This window comes from Blautia massiliensis (ex Liu et al. 2021), assembly GCF_052064225.1.
Classification (GTDB): domain Bacteria; phylum Bacillota; class Clostridia; order Lachnospirales; family Lachnospiraceae; genus Blautia_A; species Blautia_A fusiformis.
The window spans coordinates 109,906-136,608 of the sequence record NZ_JBQHWA010000004.1; the positions used below are offsets into that span (position 1 = coordinate 109,906).

The following is a 26,703-nucleotide window of genomic DNA, read 5'->3' on the forward strand; positions in this document are numbered from 1 at the left end:
CCTCCCAGATTAGTACAGTCTTGCCTCTTCACGGCCTTTCATAACTCCTTCGCAGGCCTTTCTTACGCTTTCTTTCTCAGATGTTGTTGCGATTCCTACATCCCACCATGACTCATATCCGTCTGTCATAGTCTTCGGGATAACCTTCAGATCAAAGAGGCATGCGATCTCCTGCTTTTTGGCATCTTCCAGAGCATCTACCAGCTCCTGAATTGTGCGGCAGGTATAGGTCTTCAGGCCATAGCCTTCGCCGATCTTTGCATAATCTACAGGGATCAGATCTCCGGTCGGTTTCTTGCCGTCTGTATAACGGAACTCTGTTGCAAGGCTTCCGATTCCGTGGTTCATCTCAAGGTTGTTGATGCAGCCAAATCCGCAGTTATCGAATACCATGATATTGACTTTCTGTCTCTCCTGCATGATAGTCATGATCTCACTGTGGAGCATCTGGAAGCTGGAATCTCCAACTACGCAGTATACTTCATTATCCGGCTCAGCAAATTTCACACCGAGGGTAGCGGCAACCTCATATCCCATACAGGAATATCCGTACTCTGCATGATATCCGCCACGTTTGTCTGTTCTCCACATACGCTGCATACAGCTTGGAAGGGAACCGCCTGCTGTGATGATGGTTGCATCTTTGTCGATAGTTCTGTTGATCGCTGCAAGTGCTGCTGTCTGTGTGATCTTTCCGTTTGTAAGCTTTACATATTCCGAGATCGTACGAGGATCTCTTGCCTTGATCAGCGGCTCAAAATCATCTCCTGTGTACTCAATGCTTCCAAGGCGCTCCATCTCTTTATCCCATGCAGCTTTTGCTTTCTCGATCTCATCTGTGTATGCAGATTTATATCCTCTTGCACGAAGCTTTTCTGCTAGTGCTTCTACGGTAGCTTTTGCATCACCCACTGCTTTTACTGCATCCATCTTGTATGCGTGGAATCTGCAGTTGTTGATACTTACAAACTGAACATCCTCATTCTGGAACAGATGCTTGGAGCTTGTTGTAAAGTCAGACATTCTGGAACCGATAGAAATTACCACGTCTGCGTCTTTACCGATGATGTTGGAAGCGTAGGTTCCTGTTACACCGATACCGCCAAGACAGTACGGATTGCCGGACTGGCAGGCACTCTTTCCGGCCTGTGTCTCGCCGAATGGGATCTTGAATTCCTCGCAGAATTTCTCAACAGCTTCTCCGGCTTCTGAGTAACGGACACCACCACCAACAACGATAAGCGGTTTCTTCGCTCCTGCGATGACCTCTGCCACATCCTCAAGCTCTTCCTCTACTGCAACCGGTCTTGTGATCCTGTGCACTCTCTTCTTGAAGAAGTACTCCGGGAAGTCAAAGGACTCACCCTCAACATCCTGGCAAAGTGCGATGCAGCATGCACCTGTTTCAGCCGGATCTGTAAGAACTCTCATTGCATTGATCAGAGCGGTCATGACCATCTCCGGTCTTGTGATCCTATCCCAGTATTTGCATACTGGCTTGAATGCATCGTTCGTACTGACGGCAAGGCTGCTGCTCTGCTCCAGCTGCTGGAGAACCGGGTCAGGCTGGCGAGATGCAAAAGTATCTGCCGGGAATACAAGAAGCGGAATATTATTTACAGTTGCTGTTGCACATGCTGTTACCATGTTTGCAGCTCCAGGTCCGATGGAGGAAGCGCATGCAATGATTTTTTTGCGGTTGCTCTGTTTTGCAAAAGCGGTAGCAACGTGACACATACCCTGCTCATTTCTTCCCTGAAGAACCTTCAGCTGTCCCGGATTTGTATCCAGTGCCTCACCAAGTCCTACAGCAATACCGTGTCCGAAGATCGTGAAAAATCCTTCTACGAATTTTGTCTCCACTCCGTCCATGGAAACATACTGATTATCCAGAAATTTTACAATTGCCTGTGCAGTTGTCATTCTTACTGTGTTTGCCATTTTTTCCACTCCTTTTCTTTATACTCTTGCGATCATTTCGCCGAATTTTTCTTTTTCATCTTTAATGAATGCGTGAACTTCATCCGGTCCCGGAAGGGAATCGGAGCAGTTGTTGCTTTTAACCATCATGGATGCCTCAGCAGAACCGAACTCCAGGCAGTCAATGATCTCCCAGCCCTGATACAGTCCATACAGGAATCCGGAGCCGTATCCGTCGCCGCCGCCGAAGCCTTTTCTTGCCTCAACCGGGAATGGCTTGATGCTGAACTTCTGTCCGTCAACTGTGTAGGCTGTGGAACCCTTCATACCGTGTTTGATGACAACGATCTTTGCATTTTTTGCCTGCCAGTAAGCTGCACTCTCCTCATCAGTCATGCCTTCTTTGATCAGTTTCTCTGTAAGGTCAAACTCTTCTCTGGAGCCCATGATGATGTCAGCTTCCTTAGCTACGATGGAATAGTAGATGGAAATCTCATCTGCATTCTTCCAGTTGTACTCTCTGTAATCAATATCAAAAATGATCTTTGTGTTTACTTTCTTAGCAAGCATAACCGCTTTGATCGCTGCTTCTCTGGAAGGGCTCTCTGCGAGAGCAGTTCCGGAAATGAGGATCGCTTTTGCATTTTTGATATAATCCTCGTGGATGTCGTCTACATGAAGCTGTAGATCTGCGATACGGTTACGATACATGAGGATGCTGCTTTCCTTTGGAGAAAGCATCTCGGTAAAGGTAAGTCCCAGCTTCTCTCCGTTTGTACATTTTGTGATCTGTGAGGTATCGATTCCTCTCTCATCAAAATAATCTACAACATACTCACCGAACTGATCATCAGAAACCTTTCCGATAAATCCTGCTTTCAGGCCATGCTTGGTAACACCTACAGCGATGTTTGCAGGAGATCCTCCTACAAATTTCTCAAACATATGTACCTTCTTCAGGGGTTTGAACTCCTCCTTCACCTGATCGTTGTAAGCAGGATTAAAATCAATGGCAACTCTTCCAAGGAGCACCAGGTCCATTGGTCTGGATTCATCAAATTCGATATACTTCATGATCTTACCTCCGTTTGTTTGATGGTTTATTTTTTACTTCTTTTTTGTGTGCTTTTTTGATTTGCGTGCTTTTTCTTTTATTTAGCGTGCTTTCTCGCGTGTTTCTTATGATGTTAATATAGCACTGTTTTACAATTTGGGCAAGTACTTCTTTTTATTTTTCTTTTTTTCAGTTATTCTATACAATTTTTGTAGTTTTGTTTTGTTCAAAGTAGCTATTATCTACATGTGCATTTGCGTGTTGATATTTTTAGCACGCTATTAGCACGCAATCAAATGTATCCAGACAGTTGTTTTCTTGGAATCTATATTTCATATCGTAGTATCTTACAGATTTCCTGTAATATAAAAAAGCCTGCAGTTTTCATCCTGCAGACTATTTTATATGATACTTTGCACAATACCTGTTCAAAGGTTATATTTTGTTTTGATCTTGATATCTGTAAAGAGATATTCTCTCTCCGGCTCCTGTCCTTTTGTCAGGATATCCGCCAGGATCCTTGGCGGTTCATACCCCTGGACATATCCATTCTGGTCGATCAGAAAATCCACATGATCATTCTTCAGTGCCCGTTCATTCTTCGGAGTCTGATCGTAGATCACAACGTAGGGCCTGCGGTCAAGTCTCAGCTTTTCAAATGCCTTACCCACTCCTGCCTGGCCTCCGGATACCACCAGGATCCCGCTGATCCCTGAAGTACTCATCATGGCATTTTCTATAATGTGCTCCACCTCAGCTGCTTCATCAAAGCTTCCGTGAACACCTGCGATCTCCAGATGAGGAAAAGCCCGCTTGGCTTCCTCCACAAAACCATCCACTCGCTGATTATCAACATGATTGCTGAAATATCCGGTGATGATCAGGATCTTTCCGATTCCTCTTGTCAGCATTCCAAGGAGTCCGGCCGCAGTACGTCCGCTCTTGCGGTTATCCATTCCCACAAAACAGGTTCTTCTCGTTCCTACAATATCAGAGTTAAAGGTTACTACTGGGATATTCTTCTCTTCGATCAAAGCGTTCAGTTTCTCCCGGACAGCCTCACTGTCTACCGGCATGACCGCAAGTCCCCGGATTCCCTCCTGTTCCAGTTCCTTAATAGCCTGCAGCTGTTCCTCTTCATCAACGGAAAGCCCCTCTTTCAGAATCAGCTGGATCCCTTTTTCTTTCAGTTCCACGGCTGCCTTCTCAATACCACGGTTTACTTCCTGCATAAAAGAAGATCTGGCAAGCTGTGTCACCACTCCGATCTTCAGTCTTTCATCTTTAGCTATTCTGGAATGTTTCCGTTCTTTCTGTACATATCCCATCTCGTCCGCCAGACGGCAGATTCTCTCTGCCACCTCCGGATTGATCCGTCCTCTGTGGTTCAATGCTCTGTCCACGGTTCCCCTGGAAACCCCTGCCTGTTCTGCAATCTGCTGTATTGTTACCGCCATAAATCCTTCTCCTGCCTCTGCCTTACTGTGTCGTTGCCAACTGTTCCGTCCGGCAATAATCTTTCTATATACATTTATATAGTTTTTTCGAAAAGGTGTCAATATGTAAGTGCATTATACAAGGCAACCAACCCGATCTTATCCCCGCACAGCCATATGATATGCTTCTTTATAAGAAATCCCTGTTTTTTCACAAAGTTTTTTTACGCTTTCGTATTCCGGATAATAATATTCCTGTCCGTCAAAAGTGCAGACCTTCACTTCTACATTTCCCAGCGGGGTTGTAACCGTTCTTTTCTCTCTTTTCAAAATGGTTCTCCCCATCTCCTGGCGACGGATCCCAATGGTTGTCGTTTCTCTGAAAATGATCTGCTCCATCGCTGAAACCTGTTCTTTTTTACATAGAACGGTAAGCAGCCATGCCGGACGGTTTTTCTTCATAAATACAGGCATGTAATTGGCCTCTCTGGCTCCTGCCTCATACAGAAGCTCCATAACATAGCCAAGCGTTTCTCCTGTACAGTCATCAATGTTGGATTCCAGCTTTATAATGGTGTCTGTTCCCGTACAAGCATCATTGCCTGAAGCCTCCTCCCCGGATTCCCGGATCAGCATGGCACGGAGAATTCCCGGGCACTCATACTGGCGCTTGCCTGCTCCGATACCGATCTTCTCCACCGTAAAATCTTCAGGCAGTTTTTCTGATGTAAGGAATGCCGCCACAATGGCTGCTCCTGTAGGCGTTATCAGTTCACCCTGCACCGATGTGATATGCAGCTTCAGCTGATGAGCACTTACAATATTACTTACCGCCGGTACCGGCACCGGAAGGATTCCGTGCTGACAGCGAATCGTTCCGCTACCCTCACAAAGTCTTGGAACGATCACTTCCTCCACATCCAGATCATCCATACAGATTGCAACAGAAAGAATATCCACAATGGAATCCACTGCACCCACTTCATGGAAATGGACCTGATCCACCGGTACATTATGGGCTTTTGCTTCTGCCTCGGCAAGAATCTTAAAAATCCTTTTTCCATAGGATTTCGCACGGTCTGTCATATCCGCATGGTCGATGATCTCCATGATCTCGTTAAGGCCACGATGTTCATGGTGATGGTGTCCGTGGCGGGAATGCATCGTTTCTGTATATGTATGACTGTTTCCATGGGTTTCCTGTACATGATGTTCATGAGAATGGGGATGCTCATGGGCTTCCAGGGCTTCATGACTATGTTGATAATGATGTTCCTCATGATCCTGGCTGTGAGAATCTCCATCATGCCCATACAGATATTTCATATCATGATCATGATTCTCATGATCATGATCCAGTAGTACATCAAAATCACAGGCATCGATCCCTGATTTCATCACACGGCTGATCTTTATGTCGAAACCTTTTACCGGCAGACTTTTAAGAGTTCTCACCAGTTTTTTCTGATCTGCACCCAGATCCAGAAGAGCCGCAACTGTCATATCCCCGCTGATCCCGGAGGTACACTCCAGATATAATTTGTTTCTCATTTATTTTCCCTCCGCAAGCCGATTGATCTGGGTTGCCAGATATCCTGCCCCAAATCCGTTGTCAATATTTACTACTGCAATTCCGTTGGCACAGGAATTGATCATTGTCAGAAGCGCTGACAATCCATGAAAGCTGGCGCCATATCCCACAGAAGTAGGTACCGCGATCACCGGACGTTTCACAAGACCACCCATAACACTTGCCAGCGCACCCTCCATTCCTGCTACCGCAACCACACAGTTAGCCTCCTGGATGGTATCCAGCCTGGAAAAGAGTCTGTGCATACCACTGACTCCCACATCATAGATCCTCTCCACATGTGTGCCGAAATACTCTGCTGTCTGGGCAGCTTCCTCCGCAACAGAAATATCTGCTGTTCCGGCTGTACACACTGCCACCTTTCCGATATGCTCCTTCTCTTTTTCAATCTTCAAAATTCCGGAAACCGGATCATAAACCACATCAGGAAGAACCTTTTTTACCAGTTCATACTGATGTTCTGACGCCCTTGTTCCAAAGACTTCTCCATCTTCCTCATAAAGCTTCTGATAGATATTCAAAAGATGTTCGTCTGCTTTTCTCGCACAGTAAACTACCTCCGCAAAACCGGTCCTCGCTTTTCGGGTAGTATCCAGCTTCGCATAATCCATTTCTTCATATCCCTCTTTTTTCAGAAGGTCCTCTGCATGCTCCACAGAGAGCTGGCCTTTTTTTACCTCTTCAAGGATCTGCTGTAAAGTCATCTTTTTGCCTCCCTGTTTTCTTCGTAATATAATAACACAATAGCCAGACATTTGCATCATTTCCGCAAATCGTCTGGCTATCTGCTATTCAAACCGTTCACTGTCTAGTTCTTTTTATTTATGCGACTGCCTGGGCCGCCTTCTGTTCTTTATCTGATCATCTCCGTATATTTGGCCGAGATCTCATCAATATCTCCATATGCGATCAGTTTTCCTTTTTCAAGTATCATTGCTTTATTGCACAAGCGCTGTACCTGTTCCAGAGAATGGGATACAAACAGTACCGTAACGCCCTTATCAAACATACTTAAGACTTTCTTTTCACTCTTTTTCCGGAATTTGGCATCTCCTACAGAAAGGACTTCATCCAGGATCAGGATATCCGGTGATACCAGTGTGGCAATGGAGAATCCAAGTCTTGCCTTCATACCGGAAGAATAATTCTTAATAGGGACATCGATAAATTCCTTCAGTTCAGAAAACTCAACGATCTCATCAAATTTCGATTCCAGAAACTTCTTGGAATATCCGAGCATCGCACCATACAGAAAAATATTCTCACGTCCTGTATACTGCGAATCAAAACCGGCTCCCAGTTCCAGAAGAGGGACCAGACGTCCGTTTCGGACCACCTTGCCTTCGGTAGGCTTGAATACACCGGCAATTACTTTGAGCAGAGTACTTTTTCCTGCTCCGTTAAGTCCCAGGATTCCTACACGGTCACCTTTTTTCACCTCAAAATCAACATTCTGAAGAGCCCAGAATTCATTATATTTAATTTCTTTTTTTAAGAATTTAATCACGTAATCCTTCAGGCTGTCTACCTTTTCTTTACTGAGATTAAACTTCATACTTACGTTATCTACAACTACTGCAGGTTTTTCCATATTTTTCTCCTGTTAAATATAAAGGATAAATTCATCCTGTTTCTTCTTGAAACAGAACATTCCGATGGCAATCGTCACAAGGCTGAATACCAGTGCGTATGCCGCATAATGAAGATTCATCGGCTCTCCGAACATTCCCGAACGAAAAACATCGATGGTACAGTACAGCGGATTATATTTCAGGATCCATGAAAAACCACTTTTCAGCAGTCTGGACGGATAATAAAAGATCGCACAGGTATACATGATCAGCATCAGCGCTACTGACCACAGATATTCCATATCTCTGAAAAAAACGCCGATCGTAGCAAGGACCATTCCACAACCATAAGACAGCAGAAATACCAGGATCAACGCGATCGGGATCTGGAGCATATAAAGTGTCGGCTCCACACCAAGTACTGCTCCTACCGGAACCAGCACGATCAGCGAGATCAGGAAGATCACATAGTTAAAAAGTACACTTGACAGCGGATAGAGATATTTTGGCACATAAACTTTCTTGATCATTGCCGAATTCGCTCTTACTGATTTCAATGCCGCTTTTGTGGCACTGGAATAGAATGTGTACAGAAGACGTCCTGTCAGGATATATACAGGAAATGTCCGATCCTTGTTTCCGAACAGGGTACCGAATACGATCGTCAGTACGATCATGGTAAGCAACGGCTCAAGAAGAGACCAGATGATACCAAGATAGGAACGTCTGTACTTCAGTTTGATTCCTTTTTTTACAAGCTCTCCCAGAAGAAACCTGTAACGCATAAAAGTATTTACGTATTCTTTCATAGCATCTCCAATATTCAATTTTATTTTTTCACACGGCTGTAAATCATAATATACTATTTTTATAAATCTGGCAACCTTATTTTCGCCAAAAAAAGGTGCGCCAAAGCACACCTTTTTGAGAAATATGTTAGTTATGATCTATCAGGTCTCCTGCGTTTTCATCTCGGTAATTGAATTGCCGAGGATTCCCGCTTATTGTCCTAAATAATCTATTTGATATTTATCCTCCTGTCTGGTCTTTTCACTCTGTCCGCAACTCCTGTTCAGATCGTATTTTGTCAAGGGATACGGCAGGATGTTACGAATTTTACGTATTGACAAGTCTTTGCTGGTTATGATATTATAACCGCCGGTACCAAGCGGATATTCACAAGTCGCTCTGATGCCTGCTTACAGCCAAACAACTGCTTTGCAGTTTGATTTGGTCAAAAATCGAATATGGTTTATGACAAAATCCTGTCATATATTGGAAACGCACATTCTCCTGAATGATTAACGAACAACACATGCTCTAGAGTTTTACATTATCACTTATCACTTGATCATTTTAAAGGAGGATTTTTTATGCCAAAAAACAAATTTCAGGAAGTTATCTTTACCATTATCATGGTATTTTTCATGGTTTACGCCATGATCTGCTACAACATTTCCCTGAACGCAGGGAGTATGACAAACCGCGTGTTCCTTGACGCTTTTCATGAGCTAGCGATCATGGGACCGATCGCATTTATCCTTGACTTCTTCCTTGTATCCAAGCTTGCTTTTGGTTGTGCAATGCGCATGGTAGATTTCAAAAGCTGCCATCCGTTCAGCAGGATCCTTGCGATCTCCGTTCCTTCCGTTGCTTTCATGTGCCCGTTAATGAGTCTTGCCGCAACCATTCTCTTTAAGGATGCAGGAAATCAGTTCGTAGCTGTATGGCTTCAGACAACCGCCTTTAACTTTCCGATGGCATTCTTCTGGCAGCTGATCTATGCAGGTCCGATCGTACGTTTTATTTTCAGACATATCTTCCCTGAAAAGAAAAACGCAAAAGAAGCTGCAACAACTATGTAAAATAAAAAAGCACATTGTCATGGTTGAATCATCCCAAAAGTCATACTTTCTGAGGGTGCCTCATTCCATACAATGTGCTTTTTTATACAATATTTTTCACAGATCTTTCTTATCTGATCCTTGGATTTCTCAGACTGTTCTCTTTAATTCCGGCATCTTAAGAATCTTCACGATCAGTGGGATCACCATAATGATCCAAACTATCGGTTCTGCTACGATCACACCGGTATATCCGAGAAGCGGCACCAGAGTCACTGCGATCACTACTTTTCCGATCATCTCCAGTGCACTGGAAGCCAGAGGGATCACCTTTTCTCCAAGGCCCTGCATAGCATTTCTGAGGACACTGATCACAGCCGTTACGAAATAAAAGATCGTATCAAATTTAAGATAATTGGCGGCATTGCGGATCACCGTTTCATTATGGCTTCCTGTGACCAGATAGATCAGCTGTTTTCCAATGGTAAAGCTGAAGATCACTGTCATCACGGACCAGATACAGGTATACAGAACTGCAAGACCGATTCCATGGCGTACCCGGTCCATCCTCCCTGCTCCTACGTTCTGGCCGCAGAAGATTGCCATAGTCTGCCCGAACACGCCAAACATGATCATAAACATCTCTGTGATCTTACGGGCTGCTGTATGTGCCACGATGATATCTCTTCCAAGCCGGTTGATGGAAGTCTGCAGTGCCAGTGTACCAAGATTTACAAGAGAGCTTACAAGTCCCATAGAAAGTCCGGCACTCAGCATATTTTTCATCATATTTCTTTCGAGACAGAAAAAATCCTCTTTTTTCAGCCGTAGGATCTCATACCTGCGGATCATGTAAAACCAGCATATAAGAAATGCCAGCGTCTGTGAAAGTACCGTGGCAATGGCTGCTCCCTGAACTCCTGCTTTTACTACCAGAATAAAAAACAGATCTCCTGCGATATTTAAAGTTACAGACACTGCCAGGATCACAAGAGGCGTCACCGTATCCCCAAGTGCGCGCAGAGATGCCGCGCAGGTATCATAAAGAAACGTTGCCAGCATACCTGCGATAATAATAAAGATATACTGCCTGGCGGTTCCCGTCAAATGATCCGGAACATTCAGGAACCTCAGGATCGGATGCAGAAACAAAAGTCCCAAAACAGTCAGGATCAGAGAAATCACGCTGCCCATTACAAGAGACAGCGCAAAGGATTTTCGTACTTTTTCCCGGTTTCCGGCACCGAATTTCTGTGCGGTGACAATGGCAAATCCATTTGCAAGGCCCATCAGAAAACCGATGATCAGCCCGCTTAAAGGACTGGTGGCCCCTACTGCCGCCAGCGCATCTTCTTTAAGAAAGCTTCCCACGATCCGGGTATCTGACAGGCTGTACGTCAGCTGCAGGAGATTTCCCAGAAATACAGGAAGCGCAAAGGACAGGATCAATGTGGAAGGCTTCCCTTTTGTCAAGTCTTTCATGTCATCCTCCCTCAGTCAACGATATCATTCTGAAAACGAGAAAGATGCTCATAAGGAAGGATCATCCTTCCGCGGAACAGTCCGCAGCCATCATTGATCAGGCTGTTATTTACCGCACCAAACATATTAACGTCCAGCGCAGCAAGATCCAGTCCAAGAAGTCGCATACCCCGCTCATAAGCCTCATCAAAATAGATACATTCCCCCTGGGGAATCGCGTCCCTTCTCCTTCGTTCACTTTCCTGTTTTTTCTCATAGCTTAAATGGTTGGCGGAACCAATCTCCGCAACATCATCCATGTCTTTGGTCCGCAGCTGTACTTCCATATAGCTTCGGGAACTGTTATCATAAAACGTGATATGCAGGGACTGATAATCATCCTCACTGTTATTACAGATGTAATCCCTATAGTAAGGCTTTGCTTCCCTGCTGAGCAGTGGCGATGTACTTTCCTTCACTCCTCTGGCCGGCTCTGCGGTAAATCCTCTTTCTTCCAGAAATCCCGGAAGTATATTGGCGATCTCATAAAGATAACGAAGCTCTTCTTCTCTGACATTCTCACCATTTTTCAGATGACATCTGGGCATGGCGATAACGATCCTGTAGGCAATAAAATCGCGGAAACAGCTTAACCGTTCCTTGATCTGGGATACGGAAGGATATTCCCCATATTCTTTATAGTAGTCATAAATAAATTCTACTACATATCCGTTAAATTTTTCCTCCGCACGGATCAGGGATTTGATTCTTCCCTTGAAGGTAAACGCCAGAAACGGATATTCCCCTGCCATATATTTATAAAATTCCCGGATCTTCTGAGACTGGGCAGTGAGGAAATCATTATGCTCCAGAAGCTCCTGGATCTGGATCAAAAAATTACAGTGTACCAGATCGATCTCATTATGTTTTTCCTTCGCCTCTGTCCTAAGATCCCGAATGTATTTCTTCAGTATCCGGAGAAGCGTATCTCCGGAATACAGATAATCGTTTAATGTTATCATTTGTGTTTCTCTTTTCTATTTTGGTCTTTTCAGGATTACATATTTACAACAACTGCTGGATGATCTGTGCTCCTGTCTTTTATTTATTTCAGTTTTTCATGGAAAAACTCTGCGATCCGGTTCCACACCTCATCCTGGAAAAACTGGATATCTGCATGGTCTGCACCATCCAGTGTCAGCAAAGTGACATCACAGTCTTTTTTCTCCAGAAGTCCGTATAAAGTTTCCGACTGAACATAAGGAACGACCTGATCGCAATTGCCATGGATGATCAGAAATGGCGGTGCATCCTTCGTAACCTTGGAAACCGGACTGCTCTGGTATGCCTTTTCTTTATTTAACATGGAATTAAATCCAAGCAGAAGGGATTCTGCGGAAGAAGCACATTTTTCTGCAGATTCACATGGAAATGCGGAAAGATCCGTAGGCGGATACCATGGGCAGGCAGCCTGTACCTTACTGGATTCTTCCAGATACTCTCCCACATCCAGAGCCGGATCATTGTCCAGCGCAGCCATACAGGTAAGATATCCTCCGGCAGACTCTCCCATAACTCCTATCTGCTCTTTGTTGATGCGGAACCGGTCTGCATGGGCTTTCAGGTAACGGATAGCTGCCTTTACATCCTGCAGTGGCATGGGATACGGGCCCTGATTGGAAGTACGATACTCCACACTTGCCACTACAAAGCCACTGGATGCCAGTCTGCTCAGATAAAGATTATGTGCAGATTTATCCATCATCAGCCATGCGCCTCCACAGATCCAGAGGATGCAGGGATAGTTTTTTCCATCTTTTGTTTCCGGATAGATTATATCCAGTTTCAGATCCCGCCTGCAATGTCCGAACCAGGAATCCACCTGTGCGTAAGTAATATCATTTACTGTAATATACTGAGGCTTCTCTGCCGAAAGCTTCAGTGTCTTTTTTTCTGCTTTTATCATAATCTATCTACCTCTTTTCTTCTGATCATTTTAGTTTGTCTTTGAAATATTTTTCTTCTATTTTATCACAATACTGCTTTTTCTGCTTTTATTTTTCGGAGAAAAAGCACTCTTTTTCTGCAAAAGAAATATCTGCATTCTCATTTACAGACATGCCTTACCGCAGGATCTCGTCAATGGTGGAAACGGTACTGAAAGATCCTTTATTCCTTGAAATGATCTCTTTTACTTTCTGCAGTTCAAAATAATTCACATAGCAGATCAGAGTCTTGTTTTCTCCCGCAATCACCCCTGAAGAGTTGATGATGGTACAGGTTTTATTCAGCTCCTCTTTAATATCACAGATGATCGCATCGGGATCCTTTGTGATGATGGTCACCTGTTTCAGTGCCTCAAAATGATCCGTGAAATGATCGATAATGGAAGTTGCCACGATGTACACCAGAAGACTTAAAAGTGCGGAATCTCTGTCAAGAAGCACAAACACCGCTCCGTATACACAGGCATTGAATGCAATTAATATGTAGGAAATACTGTAATCCTTTCCAGAATGATTGTAGATCTTTTTTACAATGATATTGGCAAAAATCTCAGAACCGTCAATACAGCCACCGTTTCGAAGGATCAGAGACAGTCCCACACCAAGGATCGCACCTCCAAAGGCTACTGCAATAAAATGCTCTGTATTCAGCTCAAAAGGGATTTTTTCAAAGTAGGAAAGACCTATTGTGTAGACAACAAAGCCCACGAACGTTTTTGCAAAGAAATACTTACCGATAAGAATGACCCCGGCTACGAGAAACGGCAGAAACACAAGCAGCACACATAACGACAGATTATACCCTGTCAGCTTGCTTATGATAATGGCGATTCCGGCAGTTCCGTAATCGATGGCATCATTGGGAAGCAAAATACAGGCAACAGAAAAACTGGCCAGGATCGCTCCCACAATGATCATCAGATAGGAAAACAGGGTTTTGATCTTTTTGTTCATAAAGTCCTCCTCTTTGTAAGTAAAATTGTTTGTCAACAATAACAAAAAGCTGTTATAATAGATTTTCTCTATTACAACAGCTTTGTTTTCCTACTTTTAGAATGGATTTATTATATTATAAGTTTTTTTCTCTGTCAACGCCCTCAGACAATTTCACAGCTTTTCTTTATCAGTAAACCTGTATCCTGCTTTCTCAGATCTGATACCAGCGGATCTCATTAGCTTCCAGATGAAGGTCAAAGCTCTTTCCATCCCCTGTGTAAACCGTAGTGTCCTGTGGCTCATAGGTGTTGTTTACCACACAATACTTTTTATTTTTCACATAAGCATGTACTTCCACATTATAATTGGAAGAAAACCAGCAGAAAAGCTCATTTTCTGCCGCTGCTGACCAGAGCACAGCACGATAAAGGATACGGCTGTTGCAAAAGCTGTACGGAAGTCCGCTGATGTAAACACCTCTGCCTTTTCCGAAGGTTTTTACTGCCATCTGGACTTCCTGGTCTTTCTGGATAAGGATCTTCGTATCCGGAAGTGCGAAGATATTCTTTTTCCCCTCACCGAAATCTACGGTTCCGTCTGTATCCTCCAGGATAAAATGATCTTTATGCTCTTCCCAGTTGTATTTATCGGTATTAAGATTAAATCCTCTTTCTTCCTCTACACCAAGGATGTCATCCAGCTGGAAGAATTTCCCCTGCCACTGATGAGCTGCTGGCTCGCCCACTCCAATGAATCCGCCGCCATTATAGACAAATTTCCGCACAGCTGTAAGAATCTTCGGATCTGCCCAGTTCTCACCACCGGACTGTGCAGTATCCGCATCACCTACATTGATGATCACATCAAAATCATTCAGCAGATCTTTATCCTGACGGATATCATCAAAGCTGATAAAGGACACATCAAAAGGCGCACCGCTTAATGCCTCGATAATTCCGAAATAGGAATAATTCTGCTTGTAATAGATGGCATGATGTACCATATGGTTGCCCCAGGAGCGCATTTTTCCCCAGCAATTTAAAACTGCCACACGTTTTACGCAGTACGGTGTGGTTCCCTGGATATTGTCGTAGAGCACACGGAATTCCTGGCAGACTTCCTTGATATACTGTACAAAATCCGGAAATTCCAGAGCCAGCTTCAGATAACCGCCGTATCCAATTCTCTGGATCGGACTTCGAAGGATGGCTCTTCTTGCAGTCACCCAGTTTACTTTTGCCTCTTTTACAGGATCTCCGCCCTCATGGAAGGTGTCCGGGAAAAAGTACGGCAGAAATCTTCCCTCTGTATATTTTACATGTTTAATATCACTGAACAAACGTAGGGTCGCTCCGTTTCCGACGCTTCCCACTACCGCATCCAGCCCGATGGAAGCAAACTCATCCATAAAGGGCTCCATTCCGATCCAGTGATCACCCATGAACATCATGGCCTCTTTTCCATATTCATGGACAATGTCTACCATTTCCTTCGCAAGCCTGGCCACTTCTCTTCTCTGGAAGGCCTGGAAATCTTTAAACTCTTTTGATGGGATCCGATAAGTGTTATTCATATATCCCTGATCAATGATAAACTCCGGACGGAACTTATATCCCACTTCCTGCTCAAACTTTTCCAGGATATAGGGGCTCACCGAAGCGGAATACCCGAACCAGTCTACATATTTTTCCCGTGCCATCTCATCAAAGATCAGTGTGAACTGGTGAAAAAATGTAGTAAATCGTACTACATTCACATAATCATGGGAATCCAGAAATCTGCGGAGGCGATCCATGGAATGTGCACGTGTTGCCGGCTGACGCACATCAAAAGTGATCTGAGGTTCTACATCTTTCCAGTCATTGACAACTGCATTGTACATATGCACAGGATCCCACATGATATATGCAAGAAAGCTTACCGTATACTCATGGAACTCTTTCGCCGGTCTGATCACAACATTTCCTTTATTTTCATCGTATGACCATTCCTCTGTGCTGACAGCTTCCCCTGTAGTCCGGTCAATGACTTCCCACCATCTTCTGATATCATCTCTTGTATTCACAGCCAGCATATCCGGATACAGATGATCCATCAGATGGATCTCCAGAGTATCCGATACTGCCGTGTGAAAAGATGTCATGATATACATCTGCTGGATTTCTTCCGGATGGGCCTTTGCCCAGGCATTGTCCTTTCTGGTGGTATAATAAGTTGCATAAATCTTTGCGCCGGTTTTCTTCAGCTCTGCCGGAAATTCCGTTCCGTCACAGTCACGGATGGCATCTGCACCCCACTCATCCAGCATTTTCAGTGTCTCCGGGATCACATCCAGATCTGTCGGAATGGTCACTCTTCCTTTTGTTTCGCTCATCACTTTACCTCCATTGTAAAAATCCCTGTTTTTTTATTTCTGATATTTTTTCACGATCGTCTGCATAGTATCCCATTTCTGTTCCATATCAGCCACCAGCTTAAACTGTGTGCGGCAGCGGTCCAGATTGTGTTCTTCCCGGTCGATCTTAAAATAATGATCTCCTTCCAGATAATCGGTAAGAAAGCGAATGCCACATTCATAAGTCATCACCTTAGCTCCCATGGAAAGCATCTCGATCTCTTTTGCACTAAGCTTATCTCCACAGCTTTCCAGAAAGCCTTTTACATAGATTTCATAGAGCTCCATATCACAGGAAACTTTGCTTAAATCTTTCTCATCCTCCAATGCAGTGCTGGCCCCGAAACGAATGGAATCTCCAAAATCATTCATGGCAAGTCCCGGCATAACCGTGTCCAGGTCCACTACACAGATTCCCCTTCCTGTTTCCAAGTCGATCATAACGTTATTCAGCTTCGTATCGTTGTGCGTTACCCGAAGGGGCACCTCACCTTTTGCCAGCAGCTCACCGAATACATTTGCCAGATACTCATGCTGAAACGCAAATGCGATTTCTTCTTTTACGGATGCAGCACGATGGCGACTGTCCTTCTCTATGGCATTTTTCAAAGTTTGAAAACGTTTCTTTGTATCATGGAAATCCTTTATCGTTTCATGCAGAGTCTCTGCCGGGTAATCTGCCAGCATTTCCTGGAATTTTCCAAATGCAACTGCACTTTCATAAAAATCCTCCGGTTTTTCTGCCAGATCATAGCTTACTGCATCGGTAATAAAAATATAAGCTCTCCAGCATTCTCCGTTTTCATCTGTCAGGAATGCCTTCCCGTCCTTTGTCGGAATCAGGTTCAGAACCTCCCGTTCCGGATCTCCTCCCTTCTGAAGAACTTTCTTTTTCAGATGCCCGGTGACTCCGGCAATGTTCTCCATCAGTTCTTCCGGTTTCTGAAAGATCTCCCGATTGATCTTCTGAAGGATCACCTTAATGGACCCCATCTCTCCGATCCGATATCTAAGCATATAGGTTTCGTTGATATGCCCGCTTCCGCAGGGGCCGCAGGAAACCAGTTCTCCGGTAAATGCAAACTGATCCGCTATTCTTTTTATCTCTTCTTTTGGTGTACCTGCCATTTTACCTTCTCTTTCCCAGACAGCAGTAAAAAGCATACCGTCCGAAAACAAATATGCTTTATACTTTTTGCTGTGTTTTTTACTGTGATTATTTTTTCCGCTTTAAAATCCTGGTGGCAAGCGGAGCAATATTTTCATCTGTTGATCCGTAGAGAACTTCGTAATCCCCCGAGACAGAAACTGTTTCTGTCTTTTCTCCGAAATTCTGGATAAACAGATATTCCGTATCCTCATTTTCTCTGGTTGTCACAGAAATACCTTCCGGTATAAATGTAAGCGGCATCTTCACACCTGCTTCCTCCGCTGCCCTTCCCAGAAAGTCCTCATAAAAGGCTGCTTCCATATCTGCCGCCACATAATAAACATGGCCCTTTCCGTATTTCTTGTGAGTCAGTAACGGATACCCCTGATAGAAATCCCTTCCATAACGCAGCAGTACTTCCGCATCGGAAACCTTTGCAAGCTCACAGAGATTTTTACAGGTATAGCTTTCTGTAAGTCTGAGATGATTTCCTCTTTCCGGGATACCTACGTTTTCTTCCCAGTCATAAAGTGCATCGATCTCTTCCGTACGGATACCAGCTGCTTCCATCAGTCCGTGAGGGGTTCCCTCCAGATAACATTTATCTGTTTCATCTACAAGTCCGGACCAGTAGGAAATTACCAGAGTACCACCGTTTTTTGCAAAAGCGCGAAGCTTTTCGGCATATCCATGATAAAACACGTAGGCCATCGGTGCCGTTACCAAACGGTACCGGGACAGATCATGTTCCATATTGATGATATCTGTATTATAGCCTTTTCTTCGGAGAGCACGATACTGTTTCAGTACATTTTCCTGATAATGCATATCCTCGTTTCGAGGTCCCTGCGCATCTTTCAGCGCCCAGTCATTTTCCCGGTCATAGAGAACAGCCACCGGAGACTTCGTCACGCTTCCAGCAGTTTCCCGGATCTGCTCCAACGCTTCTCCTACCTCTGTCACTTCGCGGAAAATACGAGTATCATCCCCACCGTAGTGATCGATCAACGCACCATGGAATTTCTCAGAGGCTCCCTGGCTCTGACGAAGCTGGAAATACAGAACACTGTCTGAACCATGAGCAACTGCCTGCAGAGAGGCAGCCAGATGTATTCCTGGTTTTTTCAGCTTGTTTATAGGCTTCCAGTTGGTCGCAGAGGGACTGGATTCCATCAGAAGAAACGGTGCTTTCTTGATGCTTCGCATAAGATCATGCTGCATGGCTCCGTCCAACGCTGTGGTATAATTGTCTTTTTTATGCCAGCTTGGATAATTATCCCAGGATGCAATATCCATAACATCCTTAAATTTTTTATAGTCCAGTCCATCGTAGTCATACATCAGATTGGCAGTTGCCGGAAGCTCGGAACCACCTGCACGGATCGCAGAAATCTCATGCTTCATAAAATCCACCGTTCTGTCTGTAACAAAGCGCTTCCAGTCCAGAGTCAGTGCATGAAGAGCATTTTCGCCCTTTGGCGACGGACTTTCGATCTGATCAAAGCTGTTATAGGTATGGCTCCAAAATGTTGTGCACCAGCTGGAATTTAAATTTTCGATGGTCCCGTATTTTTCTTTCAGCCATTCCCGGAATTTTTCCCGGCACAGAGGACAGTGGCATTCTCCGCCATATTCATTGGAAATATGCCACAAAAGCACTGCTGGATGTTTTCCGAAACGTTCAGAAAGCTTCTTATTAATATTATAAATTTTTTCCCTGTAGACCGGAGAGGTATAACAGTGATTATGCCTTCCACCGAAAAATCTCCTTGTCCTGTCCGGATCCATGCGAAGAACTTCTTCATATTTATCTGCCATCCATTTCGGTCTTGCTCCGGAAGGTGTGGACAGGATCGTATAAATCCCTTCTTTATACAGATTATCGATTACCTCTTCCAGCCAGTCAAAGTTATATCTTCCCTCTTCTGGTTCCAGCACCGCCCAGGAAAACATCCCCATGGAAACGGTATTGATATGGGCTTTTTTGAAATATTCAATATCTTTTTTCAGAATATCCGGTCTGTCCAGCCACTGCTCAGGGTTGTAATCGCCACCGTGCAGATAATGGCTGTATCTAATCTGCTCTGCCATTTTTTATCTCCTTATGATTTGATTCACATCAAGCGGACAAAAGCATCCTCTTCTCTGAGAAGATTTATACCAGACAACTGATCCACAGTTGATCTGGTATAAAAAGAATGCTGCGTGATCCAGTTAAAGCATATTATACAATATACCTACAGATTTCGGCAGCATCCTTTTTGTTTTAAAATTATTTTACAGCTCCGGTAATACCCTCTGCGAACTGTTTCTGTAATACGAAGAATACGATCATAGTCGGAATGGAACAGAATAATACGCCGCACATCAGCATGCCGTAATCCGTTACATATCCAGTGATCAGATTGGCGATCAACATCGGCATGGTCATCGCCTTATTATCTGTCATGATTACCTTCGGCCACAGATAGGAATTCCATGCATTCATAAATGTGATAACTGCTGCCGCCGCATAAGTAGATTTCATAGTCGGGATAAACATCTGGAAAAAGATCCTTACCTCGCTTAATCCGTCAATCCGTGCTGCCTCAATGATATCGATAGGAAATGCTCTGGCATTCTGACGGAACATCATGATCATAAATGGTGTGGAAATGATCGGAAGGATAAAACCTACCGCTGTATTTAAGAGTCCGGCTTTTGAAAACATCTTAAATAAAGGAACCATCGTTGCAACCTGCGGAACCATCATTGCAAGAAGCAGGATGGAAAACAGTCTGTCTTTCCATCTGTCATGATATACCTCAAAGCCATAACCTGCGATAGAACAGATCAGAAGGCAGATCACTGTAGTAAGAACTGCATAAAACAGAGAGTTTCCAAGAGCTCTCCACAGCGGTTGCTGTGCAGTCAGGTTTTTAAAGTTCTGCATAAAATATGTACCCGGAAGGATACGGCCTCTGGATACATCTGTGGATGTATTGGTTGCCGCAGAGATCATCCAGTACAGCGGAAATACAGAGATAAATGATACGATGATCAGAAAAATATATGTAGGGATCAATCTTCTCTGAATTGCGGATTTATTCTTTTTCTCAGTCACGTGTATCACCTACTTTCAAATTGATAAAGGCCAGGATCGCTACCATGATAAATATGATAAATGACATTGCTGCCGCATATCCGAAGTTTGGCACGTTGATGAAGCATGTATTATAAACATAATGGGACATTGTGATGGTTGAGTTCGCCGGGCCACCTTTTGTCAGGTTGACAGACTCATCAAACAACTGCAGTGTACCATTGATCGACATAATAAATGTCATGATAATTGTCGGTTTCAGAAGTGGTACGGTAATTTTCCAGAAGGTCTTCCAGCCATTGGCACCATCGATCTTTGCTGCCTCGTATACAGAATATTCAATATTCTGAAGACCTGCCAGATAGAACACCATGTTATATCCTGTCCATCTCCAGATCAGTGCGATGATGATCACGATCTTTGCACTTGTGGAGTTACCCAGAAAGTTATAGCCAGTTGTTAAAATTCCAAGTTTGATCAGGATGCTGTTGATCAGACCGTCTGTTGCAAACATAGAACGGAAGATCAGAGAATAAGATACAAGAGATGTTGCACATGGAAGAAATACACATGTACGGAAAAAGCCTTTAAATTTCAGATCCTTGTTATTCAGAAGCTGTGCAAGCAGGATCGCAAGGACCAGCATGATCGGCACTTGGATAATAAGATACAGAAATGTATTGACAATGGACTGCTGGAATACCTTATCCATCATGATACGTTTATAGTTACTGAAGATCGGATCCGCAAACCTCATGTTTGCTCCGGCACCTGTCTGTAAAGAAATGATAAATGCGCGGATCATCGGATAAAAACTCATAACAGCGATCATAATAGTTGCCGGTGCCAGAAAGATCCAGCCGGCCGCTCTTTGTTTCGCTACCAGAGACATGCCACTTTTTTTGGAATTCACAGGAACTCCTCCTTTCAAACATCTAAACCTTTACATAAGACAAGGGACTGCATGCAGTCCCCTGCTCTGTATTTCATTAATATTTCAGCTTTACTCTGTCATCTTGAATGCCAGTGTATCCTGTGCTTCCTGAAGTGCAGATTCTTTATCTGCGCCGTTTACGATATTAACAACAGCTGTGTTGATGCACTCTCTTGCCTCATAGTGGTACGGAGTTTTTGTAAATTCCGGAATGTGTGAAGAATACTCTACAATTGTTGAGAAGATCGGCTGGTTATTGAAGAACTCGCTTGGCTCATTGTAAACCTCAGACTCACCAGCCGGCAGGTAGCAGGAAATTGCACCTGTTTCCGGAAGGATTGCATCATAGAAGTCTGTGCTGGAACCAAATGTGCTTGCAAGGAAGTCCTCAGCAAGCTCTACATTCTTGCAGTTGGATGTAATGTACCAGGAAGATCCGCCATTGTTTGCATAATTTGTAGCTGTATCAACGCCATCGACCTTCGGCATTGTTGTGATCTGCCACAGACCCTTCTGATCCTCTGTTCCCATCAGTGTAGCTGTGATCCAGTTACCGTTAACGATACCGGCAGCCTCTCCGCCTGTGATCGTGGAGATGTACTCATCCCAGTTATTTACTAATTTAACAACATTGTTCTTTACAAGATCCACATAAAGATCTACGCATTTTTCTGCTGCATCGTTGCCAACGATATAAGCCTCTCCGTCATCATTTACGAAGTTTGCTCCACAGGACTGGATCATCATCATCAGAGTATCGCCACCTGTTGCTTCACTTGTAAGGAGATATTTACCTGTTTTTTCGTGAACGTCTTTTCCGATCTCCATGAATTTGCTCCATGTGATATCTGTAAGATCATCAATGGTATATCCTGCTTCTTCCAGGATATCTGTACGATAGCAGGCAATTGCTGCACCGTTATCAAACGGAACTCCGTAATGTGTGTCATCTACCATGGAGTAGGACTGTTTCAGTTTTCCGAAATCATCCCAGTTGATATCCATATCCTTCAGATCTGTGAAGGCATCCGGATAACTCTTCAGATATTTCTGATAGCTGTTGTCCTGCATCAGAACAATGTCCGGAAGTGTGCTGTAATCTCCAGCGTTTGCTGCTGTTGTAAGTTTGGTCTGGCAGTCATCGGAAGATGTCTCAACCACATCAACCTTGAATCCCTCGTGATCCTTTGCATACTGCTCACCTGCAATATTCATAGCCTTGATGTTGAAGTTCTGATCCCATGCCCATACGGTCAGTGTGTTATCATCATCACCTTTTGCATATACTGCTGTAGTTGTTGCAGCAAAAGACATTGCCATGATACCTGTCATTAACACTGCGAGTAATTTTTTCTTCATTTACTTTTCCTCCTTTATTAAGCATTTCCCGTTTGCTTATGAATGGATTATAGCACCCGCATTCCGGTCGTAGTTTGCAGAACCGTTCATATAATATGCATTTTCAACCATTTTATTAATTATGCACTATTGCTCCGCTATATTTCCATAAAAAATATGCACTTTGAGGGTTTCCTCTTTTTACATTCGTCAGGATGCCAAAAAAAGCCTCTTTTTTCGACATTATGCAAACATTTTTCGTCAAAAAAGAAGGCTTTTGTTTCTTTTTCATAAAATTTCATATTGTTTTTCATACATGTTTCACAAACATTTCTACATATTATGCAAAATAAACCCTTTCAGGGAACTGTGTTTTCATCGTATGCAGCATTTCCTCTGTCAGATCCAGAAGAAGTTTTATTTTACGTCCATCTTCCCGAATGATCATGGTATAGTAAGGCACATCATCTTCATAAGAGGTATAATCGTATTTTTTCAGTTTCTCCGTTCCGGTATTCTTTTTATATTTTGCCACTTTTTCATGATAGTGAGGTGCTGTCACTTCCATCTCCTCAAGATTCAGCACGTGAGCTGTTTTACGATATTTTTTTCCATAGATCACATCTATGGTCAGTTGTCCGTTTTCCATAGTATATTCATAGTCTCTCTGGCTGAATATGTCATAAGCAAAGTAAAGCAGCGCCAGAAGAAATCCCGGAAGCATGAATGCCTGAGAGATCGTGATACCCATCAGTACAAAAATTGCCGCAAAGATCACCATTACTTTTCTGAGAGCTCCTGACATATGTTTCTTTTTTCTGGAGACCTGCTCCACAATCCTGTAATCGTACATTTCTTACCTCTTTCTATCTGCCTGATCCGCATACAGTCTGATATTTCTATTCTGTCGTGACAGATCCACAGATCTGGTTTTGTTGTTTTACCAGCCTTCCTCTGAATGGATGTCAAACTTAAGAAGCTGCTGTTCATAGTTCTCCGGACGTTTTCTCCACTCCAGAGGTGTCATTCCCGTAACCTGACGAAAATTCCGGTTAAATGTGGAATTGGTGGTAAAACCACACTTATGTGCTATATCTGCAATTGGCTGATCTGTTTTTTTCAGATAATCACAGGCCGCCTGGATACGGATCGTATTGATGTATTCCAGCGGGCTCATCTTCATATAAGTCGTAAATATCCGGCGCAAATGAGTTTCACTGATATGACAGTATTCTGCCAGTTCGTCAATACGAAGATCCTCCATATAATGATCAGAAATATATTCCTGGAACCTGGAGATCATATCCATGACTTTTCCTCTGCCTTCGCTGCAACGTTCTTCGCCTGAATCCCGGTTTATCCTTGCGATTTCCACAAGAAGCGATGCCAAAACTCCCTTAGCTTCTTCCAGATAAAATTCCTCTCCATCCCGCATGATATCCAGGATCTTAAGGATCTTACCTGCCATAGATCGGTTTTCTTTTTCATTCAGAAAAAGCGATCTGGAGTTGATCCGCTGAACGATTTTTTCTTTTTTTACCGAATTATCAATAAATTTATCCAGGAATCCTTCTACATCAATAAAAAGATACTCCCAGCGGCTGATAGTTCCGATATCACTGTTTGTGGTATGTGGATAATTGGATGGGATCACCGTAAATTCCCGGTCATGAAACTGTACCTTATTCTCTCCAAGTATCATAAATCCCTGTCCTTCATAGCAGAATCCGATTTCCAGATAATTATGAAAATGGAGATAATCGATACCGTTCCCATAATTCTGAACCCACTTCTGTCCAAGCAATGCAAGGATGGGGCTCCCCTCCGGCATCTTATAATATCGAAGCTCCATTTTGGGTTTTCGTTTTTTTGCCACAAATATTCCTCCGTATGTTTTTTGTTCCGATATTTACTGATCTTTCTGTTATATTACAGCCATACATAAAAAAAAGCAACCTGCAGGATAACAATACTTGATAACTCTTGTTTCTGCAGATTGCAATTTTTATATCAGCTATTTACTTTTTATCTGTTTATTCCTCATCCAGGTAATATCTTCCATATGCATCTGCCGCTTTGATTGCTGCAAATACAGTTTCCGGTGTAACTTCAAATGGCATGTTGTGAAGTGTATCATTCTCCGCACATGCAGTTGTGGCAACTTCCATAAGCTGCTCATCAGTTACCTTCCCAGCTCCAAGCTCTGCCAGAGTAACAGGAAGTCCTACTTCAATGCACCATAAGATGATCTCTTCCAGATCTTCCTGGGGAATATTCTCCAGTACCAGCTGTGTGATGGTTCCGAATGCAACTTTTTCTCCATGATACATATGATGGCATTCTTCCAGTACAGTAAATCCGTTATGGATCGCATGTGCACCTGCAAGTCCTGCACTTTCAAAACCAATTCCAGAAAGAAGTGTATTAGCCTCAATCACTTTCTCAACTGCCGGTGTGCATACGCCTGCTTCCAGAGCTATCTTAGCTTTTACGCCCTCATCCATCAAGGTATTAAAACAAAGTTCAGCCAGTGCCATGGCAGCCTCTGTTGTCTTACCTCCTGCACAGGAAGTTGCTCCGCTTCTCTTACATGCCCTTGCCTCAAAATATGTTGCCAGTGCATCTCCCATACCAGCCACAGTAAGACGAACCGGCGATTTGGTGATGATATCTGTATCCATCAGAACAAGATTCGGATTCGCCGGAAGAAACAGATATTTTTCAAAAACTCCTTCTTCTGTATAAATAACAGACAAAGCACTGCAAGGGGCATCTGTAGATGCGATCGTCGGACAGATAAATACCGGTGTTCCCGCATAGTATGCAACTGCCTTCGCTGTATCAAAGATCTTTCCTCCACCAATACCAATGGTAAGATCACACTGCTCATCTTTTACGATCTTTACCAGACGATCAATCTCACTGTTACAGCATTCTCCGTTAAAATAATCAAAAACCACCTCACAGGTACTCTCAGCAAAGCTCTCTTCGATCGTTTTACCGATTCTTTTATATCCGCCTTTACTGATCAGAACCAACGCTTTTTTTCCGCTCTTTGCAGCATAAGCTCCAAGATTCTTCATTTCTCCCGCACCCTGTAAATATTTGGACGGACTGATTAAAATTTTCGCCATTTTTATACTTCCTTTCTTTGTTTTCAGAAGTCAGCCTCCGCATCCTGCTTTTGTATTTATATTATAATTGCTGTATTTTTTTATTGCAAGGAGTATTTGAGGATTTATGCAGCATAACCTGATCTGAAAAGCTGTTAAGCAATTTTCTTTTTCTCCCAGTCAATCTACTATCCTGCATATGTCAGAAAACATTGCAGTGCCCACCCAAATTTGCATCGTTTTGGAATTTACAGCTTACGACTTCTGTATAAGGAACATGGTATGTTTCAGGGGACTTAATTGATTTGATCAAAGTGCAGTGTTTTATGATATTTGGCATACTTCCTGAATATGCAATTTTCCATCTTTTACTGTATATTGGCGCTTGTAACTGCTTTTTCTGGAATCATACGAAGTATTCACTGTAAATCCTTCATTCTGATCCAAAATTTTCTGTCTGTTTGCTTTTGTCAGCCTTGCCATATCATGTTCTCCTTATTTTTTATTAACATCATTCATATCGTCCTTATTAAATGTGCAACAAACATCTCCTTTCAATAACTCTAATACTGTTTTCCTCATTACTGGTCATAACCATACTATTAACAGTTTCTATAAAATAAAAAGACTCCCTCCTTTCTTCACTCAGAAAAGAACAAGTCTTAAACAATTTCAATGTTTATACGAAAACAACACCTCCATCGTTCCAGATTTCTTTTCTGATACTAAGCACAGATTAAAAATGTTTTTAATCTGTACTTAGTATCAGAACCAGACAAATTGGTCCTATGTCAAGATTTAGTACAAATTAAAATGAGAAGTTCTGCCTGCTAAGCAGCAGACAGTAACATACCCCTCTCATACAGCTTTTC

General features: G+C 43.2%; 21 protein-coding genes. 1 reads left to right on the forward strand and 20 read right to left on the reverse strand.

The features are described 5' to 3' along the window. Positions 1-9: 9 nt before the first annotated feature. The 7 genes from iolD to ACTNDQ_RS02570 form a co-directional block, all read right to left on the reverse strand. The gene (gene iolD / locus ACTNDQ_RS02540) at positions 10-1,941 is read right to left on the reverse strand and encodes a 3D-(3,5/4)-trihydroxycyclohexane-1,2-dione acylhydrolase (decyclizing) (protein ID WP_441063577.1); all 1,932 of its coding nucleotides are present in this window, start codon (positions 1,939-1,941) and stop codon (positions 10-12) included. 18 nt (positions 1,942-1,959) lie between these two features. Continuing rightward, positions 1,960-2,994: a 5-dehydro-2-deoxygluconokinase gene (gene iolC / locus ACTNDQ_RS02545; RefSeq protein ID WP_015524405.1), complete on the reverse strand. Its 1,035-nt coding sequence runs from the start codon at positions 2,992-2,994 to the stop codon at positions 1,960-1,962. Between the two features lie 408 nt (positions 2,995-3,402). Beyond that, positions 3,403-4,431 carry a LacI family DNA-binding transcriptional regulator gene (locus ACTNDQ_RS02550; protein WP_288719769.1) on the reverse strand — a complete coding sequence of 343 codons (1,029 nt, stop codon included), beginning with the start codon at positions 4,429-4,431 and terminating at the stop codon, positions 3,403-3,405. A 138-nt stretch (positions 4,432-4,569) separates the two neighbouring features. Beyond that, positions 4,570-5,961, reverse strand: a complete 1,392-nt coding sequence (larC, locus tag ACTNDQ_RS02555; protein WP_441063580.1) for a nickel pincer cofactor biosynthesis protein LarC — start codon at positions 5,959-5,961, stop codon at positions 4,570-4,572. Then, on the reverse strand, positions 5,962-6,705 hold the full coding sequence (gene larB / locus ACTNDQ_RS02560) for a nickel pincer cofactor biosynthesis protein LarB (RefSeq protein WP_144092740.1): 744 nt from the start codon (positions 6,703-6,705) through the stop codon (positions 5,962-5,964). Positions 6,706-6,854: 149 nt separating this feature from the next. After that, the gene (locus tag ACTNDQ_RS02565) at positions 6,855-7,592 is read right to left on the reverse strand and encodes an ABC transporter ATP-binding protein (protein ID WP_021651749.1); all 738 of its coding nucleotides are present in this window, start codon (positions 7,590-7,592) and stop codon (positions 6,855-6,857) included. 12 nt (positions 7,593-7,604) lie between these two features. Continuing rightward, positions 7,605-8,381, reverse strand: coding sequence for an ABC transporter permease (locus ACTNDQ_RS02570; RefSeq protein ID WP_441063583.1), 777 nt, complete (start codon positions 8,379-8,381; stop codon positions 7,605-7,607). 564 nt (positions 8,382-8,945) lie between these two features. Between ACTNDQ_RS02570 and ACTNDQ_RS02575 the strand changes: the two genes are divergently transcribed. Then, positions 8,946-9,437: a DUF2798 domain-containing protein gene (locus ACTNDQ_RS02575; RefSeq protein ID WP_441063585.1), complete on the forward strand. Its 492-nt coding sequence runs from the start codon at positions 8,946-8,948 to the stop codon at positions 9,435-9,437. 129 nt (positions 9,438-9,566) lie between these two features. Here the strand turns inward: ACTNDQ_RS02575 and ACTNDQ_RS02580 are convergent, their stop codons facing one another. From ACTNDQ_RS02580 to ACTNDQ_RS02640, 13 genes are all read right to left on the reverse strand, one after another. After that, complete coding sequence (locus ACTNDQ_RS02580; RefSeq protein ID WP_441063587.1) at positions 9,567-10,898, reverse strand: MATE family efflux transporter; 1,332 nt, start codon at positions 10,896-10,898, stop codon at positions 9,567-9,569. A gap of 11 nt (positions 10,899-10,909) precedes the next feature. Beyond that, on the reverse strand, positions 10,910-11,899 hold the full coding sequence (locus ACTNDQ_RS02585) for a guanosine polyphosphate pyrophosphohydrolase (protein ID WP_441063589.1): 990 nt from the start codon (positions 11,897-11,899) through the stop codon (positions 10,910-10,912). Between the two features lie 83 nt (positions 11,900-11,982). Then, a complete protein-coding gene (locus ACTNDQ_RS02590) occupies positions 11,983-12,843 on the reverse strand; it encodes an alpha/beta hydrolase fold domain-containing protein (RefSeq protein WP_278796266.1) in 861 nt (286 codons plus the stop codon). Between the two features lie 157 nt (positions 12,844-13,000). Then, the gene (locus ACTNDQ_RS02595; RefSeq protein WP_278796265.1) at positions 13,001-13,837 is read right to left on the reverse strand and encodes a YitT family protein; all 837 of its coding nucleotides are present in this window, start codon (positions 13,835-13,837) and stop codon (positions 13,001-13,003) included. Positions 13,838-14,030: 193 nt separating this feature from the next. After that, positions 14,031-16,193, reverse strand: a complete 2,163-nt coding sequence (gnpA, locus tag ACTNDQ_RS02600) for a 1,3-beta-galactosyl-N-acetylhexosamine phosphorylase (RefSeq protein WP_441063592.1) — start codon at positions 16,191-16,193, stop codon at positions 14,031-14,033. Between the two features lie 33 nt (positions 16,194-16,226). Next, positions 16,227-17,342: a phosphotransferase enzyme family protein gene (locus tag ACTNDQ_RS02605; protein ID WP_278796263.1), complete on the reverse strand. Its 1,116-nt coding sequence runs from the start codon at positions 17,340-17,342 to the stop codon at positions 16,227-16,229. Between the two features lie 88 nt (positions 17,343-17,430). Next, on the reverse strand, positions 17,431-19,455 hold the full coding sequence (locus tag ACTNDQ_RS02610) for a beta-galactosidase (protein ID WP_441063594.1): 2,025 nt from the start codon (positions 19,453-19,455) through the stop codon (positions 17,431-17,433). Positions 19,456-19,636: 181 nt separating this feature from the next. Then, complete coding sequence (locus tag ACTNDQ_RS02615) at positions 19,637-20,467, reverse strand: carbohydrate ABC transporter permease (protein WP_173723223.1); 831 nt, start codon at positions 20,465-20,467, stop codon at positions 19,637-19,639. After that, positions 20,460-21,359: a carbohydrate ABC transporter permease gene (locus tag ACTNDQ_RS02620; protein WP_022426329.1), complete on the reverse strand. Its 900-nt coding sequence runs from the start codon at positions 21,357-21,359 to the stop codon at positions 20,460-20,462. The genes ACTNDQ_RS02615 and ACTNDQ_RS02620 overlap by 8 nt, the downstream gene beginning before the upstream one ends. A gap of 90 nt (positions 21,360-21,449) precedes the next feature. Continuing rightward, positions 21,450-22,739 (reverse strand): ABC transporter substrate-binding protein, encoded by a 1,290-nt coding sequence (locus tag ACTNDQ_RS02625; RefSeq protein ID WP_278796261.1) that lies wholly within the window; start codon positions 22,737-22,739, stop codon positions 21,450-21,452. A gap of 319 nt (positions 22,740-23,058) precedes the next feature. Next, on the reverse strand, positions 23,059-23,571 hold the full coding sequence (locus ACTNDQ_RS02630) for a hypothetical protein (protein WP_279198741.1): 513 nt from the start codon (positions 23,569-23,571) through the stop codon (positions 23,059-23,061). Between the two features lie 87 nt (positions 23,572-23,658). Next, positions 23,659-24,594, reverse strand: a complete 936-nt coding sequence (locus tag ACTNDQ_RS02635) for a helix-turn-helix domain-containing protein (protein WP_288788055.1) — start codon at positions 24,592-24,594, stop codon at positions 23,659-23,661. A gap of 157 nt (positions 24,595-24,751) precedes the next feature. Then, on the reverse strand, positions 24,752-25,852 hold the full coding sequence (locus ACTNDQ_RS02640) for a glycerol dehydrogenase (RefSeq protein ID WP_288788057.1): 1,101 nt from the start codon (positions 25,850-25,852) through the stop codon (positions 24,752-24,754). Positions 25,853-26,703 lie beyond the last annotated feature (851 nt).

Bases quoted from the DNA above. Each gene is read 5' to 3' on its own strand.
- iolD (WP_441063577.1), bottom strand. From the start codon at position 1,941: ATGGCAAACACAGTAAGAATGACAACTGCACAGGCAATTGTAAAATTT.
- iolC (WP_015524405.1), bottom strand. From the start codon at position 2,994: ATGAAGTATATCGAATTTGATGAATCCAGACCAATGGACCTGGTGCTC.
- ACTNDQ_RS02550 (WP_288719769.1), bottom strand. From the start codon at position 4,431: ATGGCGGTAACAATACAGCAGATTGCAGAACAGGCAGGGGTTTCCAGG.
- larC (WP_441063580.1), bottom strand. From the start codon at position 5,961: ATGAGAAACAAATTATATCTGGAGTGTACCTCCGGGATCAGCGGGGAT.
- larB (WP_144092740.1), bottom strand. From the start codon at position 6,705: ATGACTTTACAGCAGATCCTTGAAGAGGTAAAAAAAGGCCAGCTCTCT.
- ACTNDQ_RS02565 (WP_021651749.1), bottom strand. From the start codon at position 7,592: ATGGAAAAACCTGCAGTAGTTGTAGATAACGTAAGTATGAAGTTTAAT.
- ACTNDQ_RS02570 (WP_441063583.1), bottom strand. From the start codon at position 8,381: ATGAAAGAATACGTAAATACTTTTATGCGTTACAGGTTTCTTCTGGGA.
- ACTNDQ_RS02575 (WP_441063585.1), top strand. From the start codon at position 8,946: ATGCCAAAAAACAAATTTCAGGAAGTTATCTTTACCATTATCATGGTA.
- ACTNDQ_RS02580 (WP_441063587.1), bottom strand. From the start codon at position 10,898: ATGAAAGACTTGACAAAAGGGAAGCCTTCCACATTGATCCTGTCCTTT.
- ACTNDQ_RS02585 (WP_441063589.1), bottom strand. From the start codon at position 11,899: ATGATAACATTAAACGATTATCTGTATTCCGGAGATACGCTTCTCCGG.
- ACTNDQ_RS02590 (WP_278796266.1), bottom strand. From the start codon at position 12,843: ATGATAAAAGCAGAAAAAAAGACACTGAAGCTTTCGGCAGAGAAGCCT.
- ACTNDQ_RS02595 (WP_278796265.1), bottom strand. From the start codon at position 13,837: ATGAACAAAAAGATCAAAACCCTGTTTTCCTATCTGATGATCATTGTG.
- gnpA (WP_441063592.1), bottom strand. From the start codon at position 16,193: ATGAGCGAAACAAAAGGAAGAGTGACCATTCCGACAGATCTGGATGTG.
- ACTNDQ_RS02605 (WP_278796263.1), bottom strand. From the start codon at position 17,342: ATGGCAGGTACACCAAAAGAAGAGATAAAAAGAATAGCGGATCAGTTT.
- ACTNDQ_RS02610 (WP_441063594.1), bottom strand. From the start codon at position 19,455: ATGGCAGAGCAGATTAGATACAGCCATTATCTGCACGGTGGCGATTAC.
- ACTNDQ_RS02625 (WP_278796261.1), bottom strand. From the start codon at position 22,739: ATGAAGAAAAAATTACTCGCAGTGTTAATGACAGGTATCATGGCAATG.
- ACTNDQ_RS02630 (WP_279198741.1), bottom strand. From the start codon at position 23,571: ATGTACGATTACAGGATTGTGGAGCAGGTCTCCAGAAAAAAGAAACAT.
- ACTNDQ_RS02640 (WP_288788057.1), bottom strand. From the start codon at position 25,852: ATGGCGAAAATTTTAATCAGTCCGTCCAAATATTTACAGGGTGCGGGA.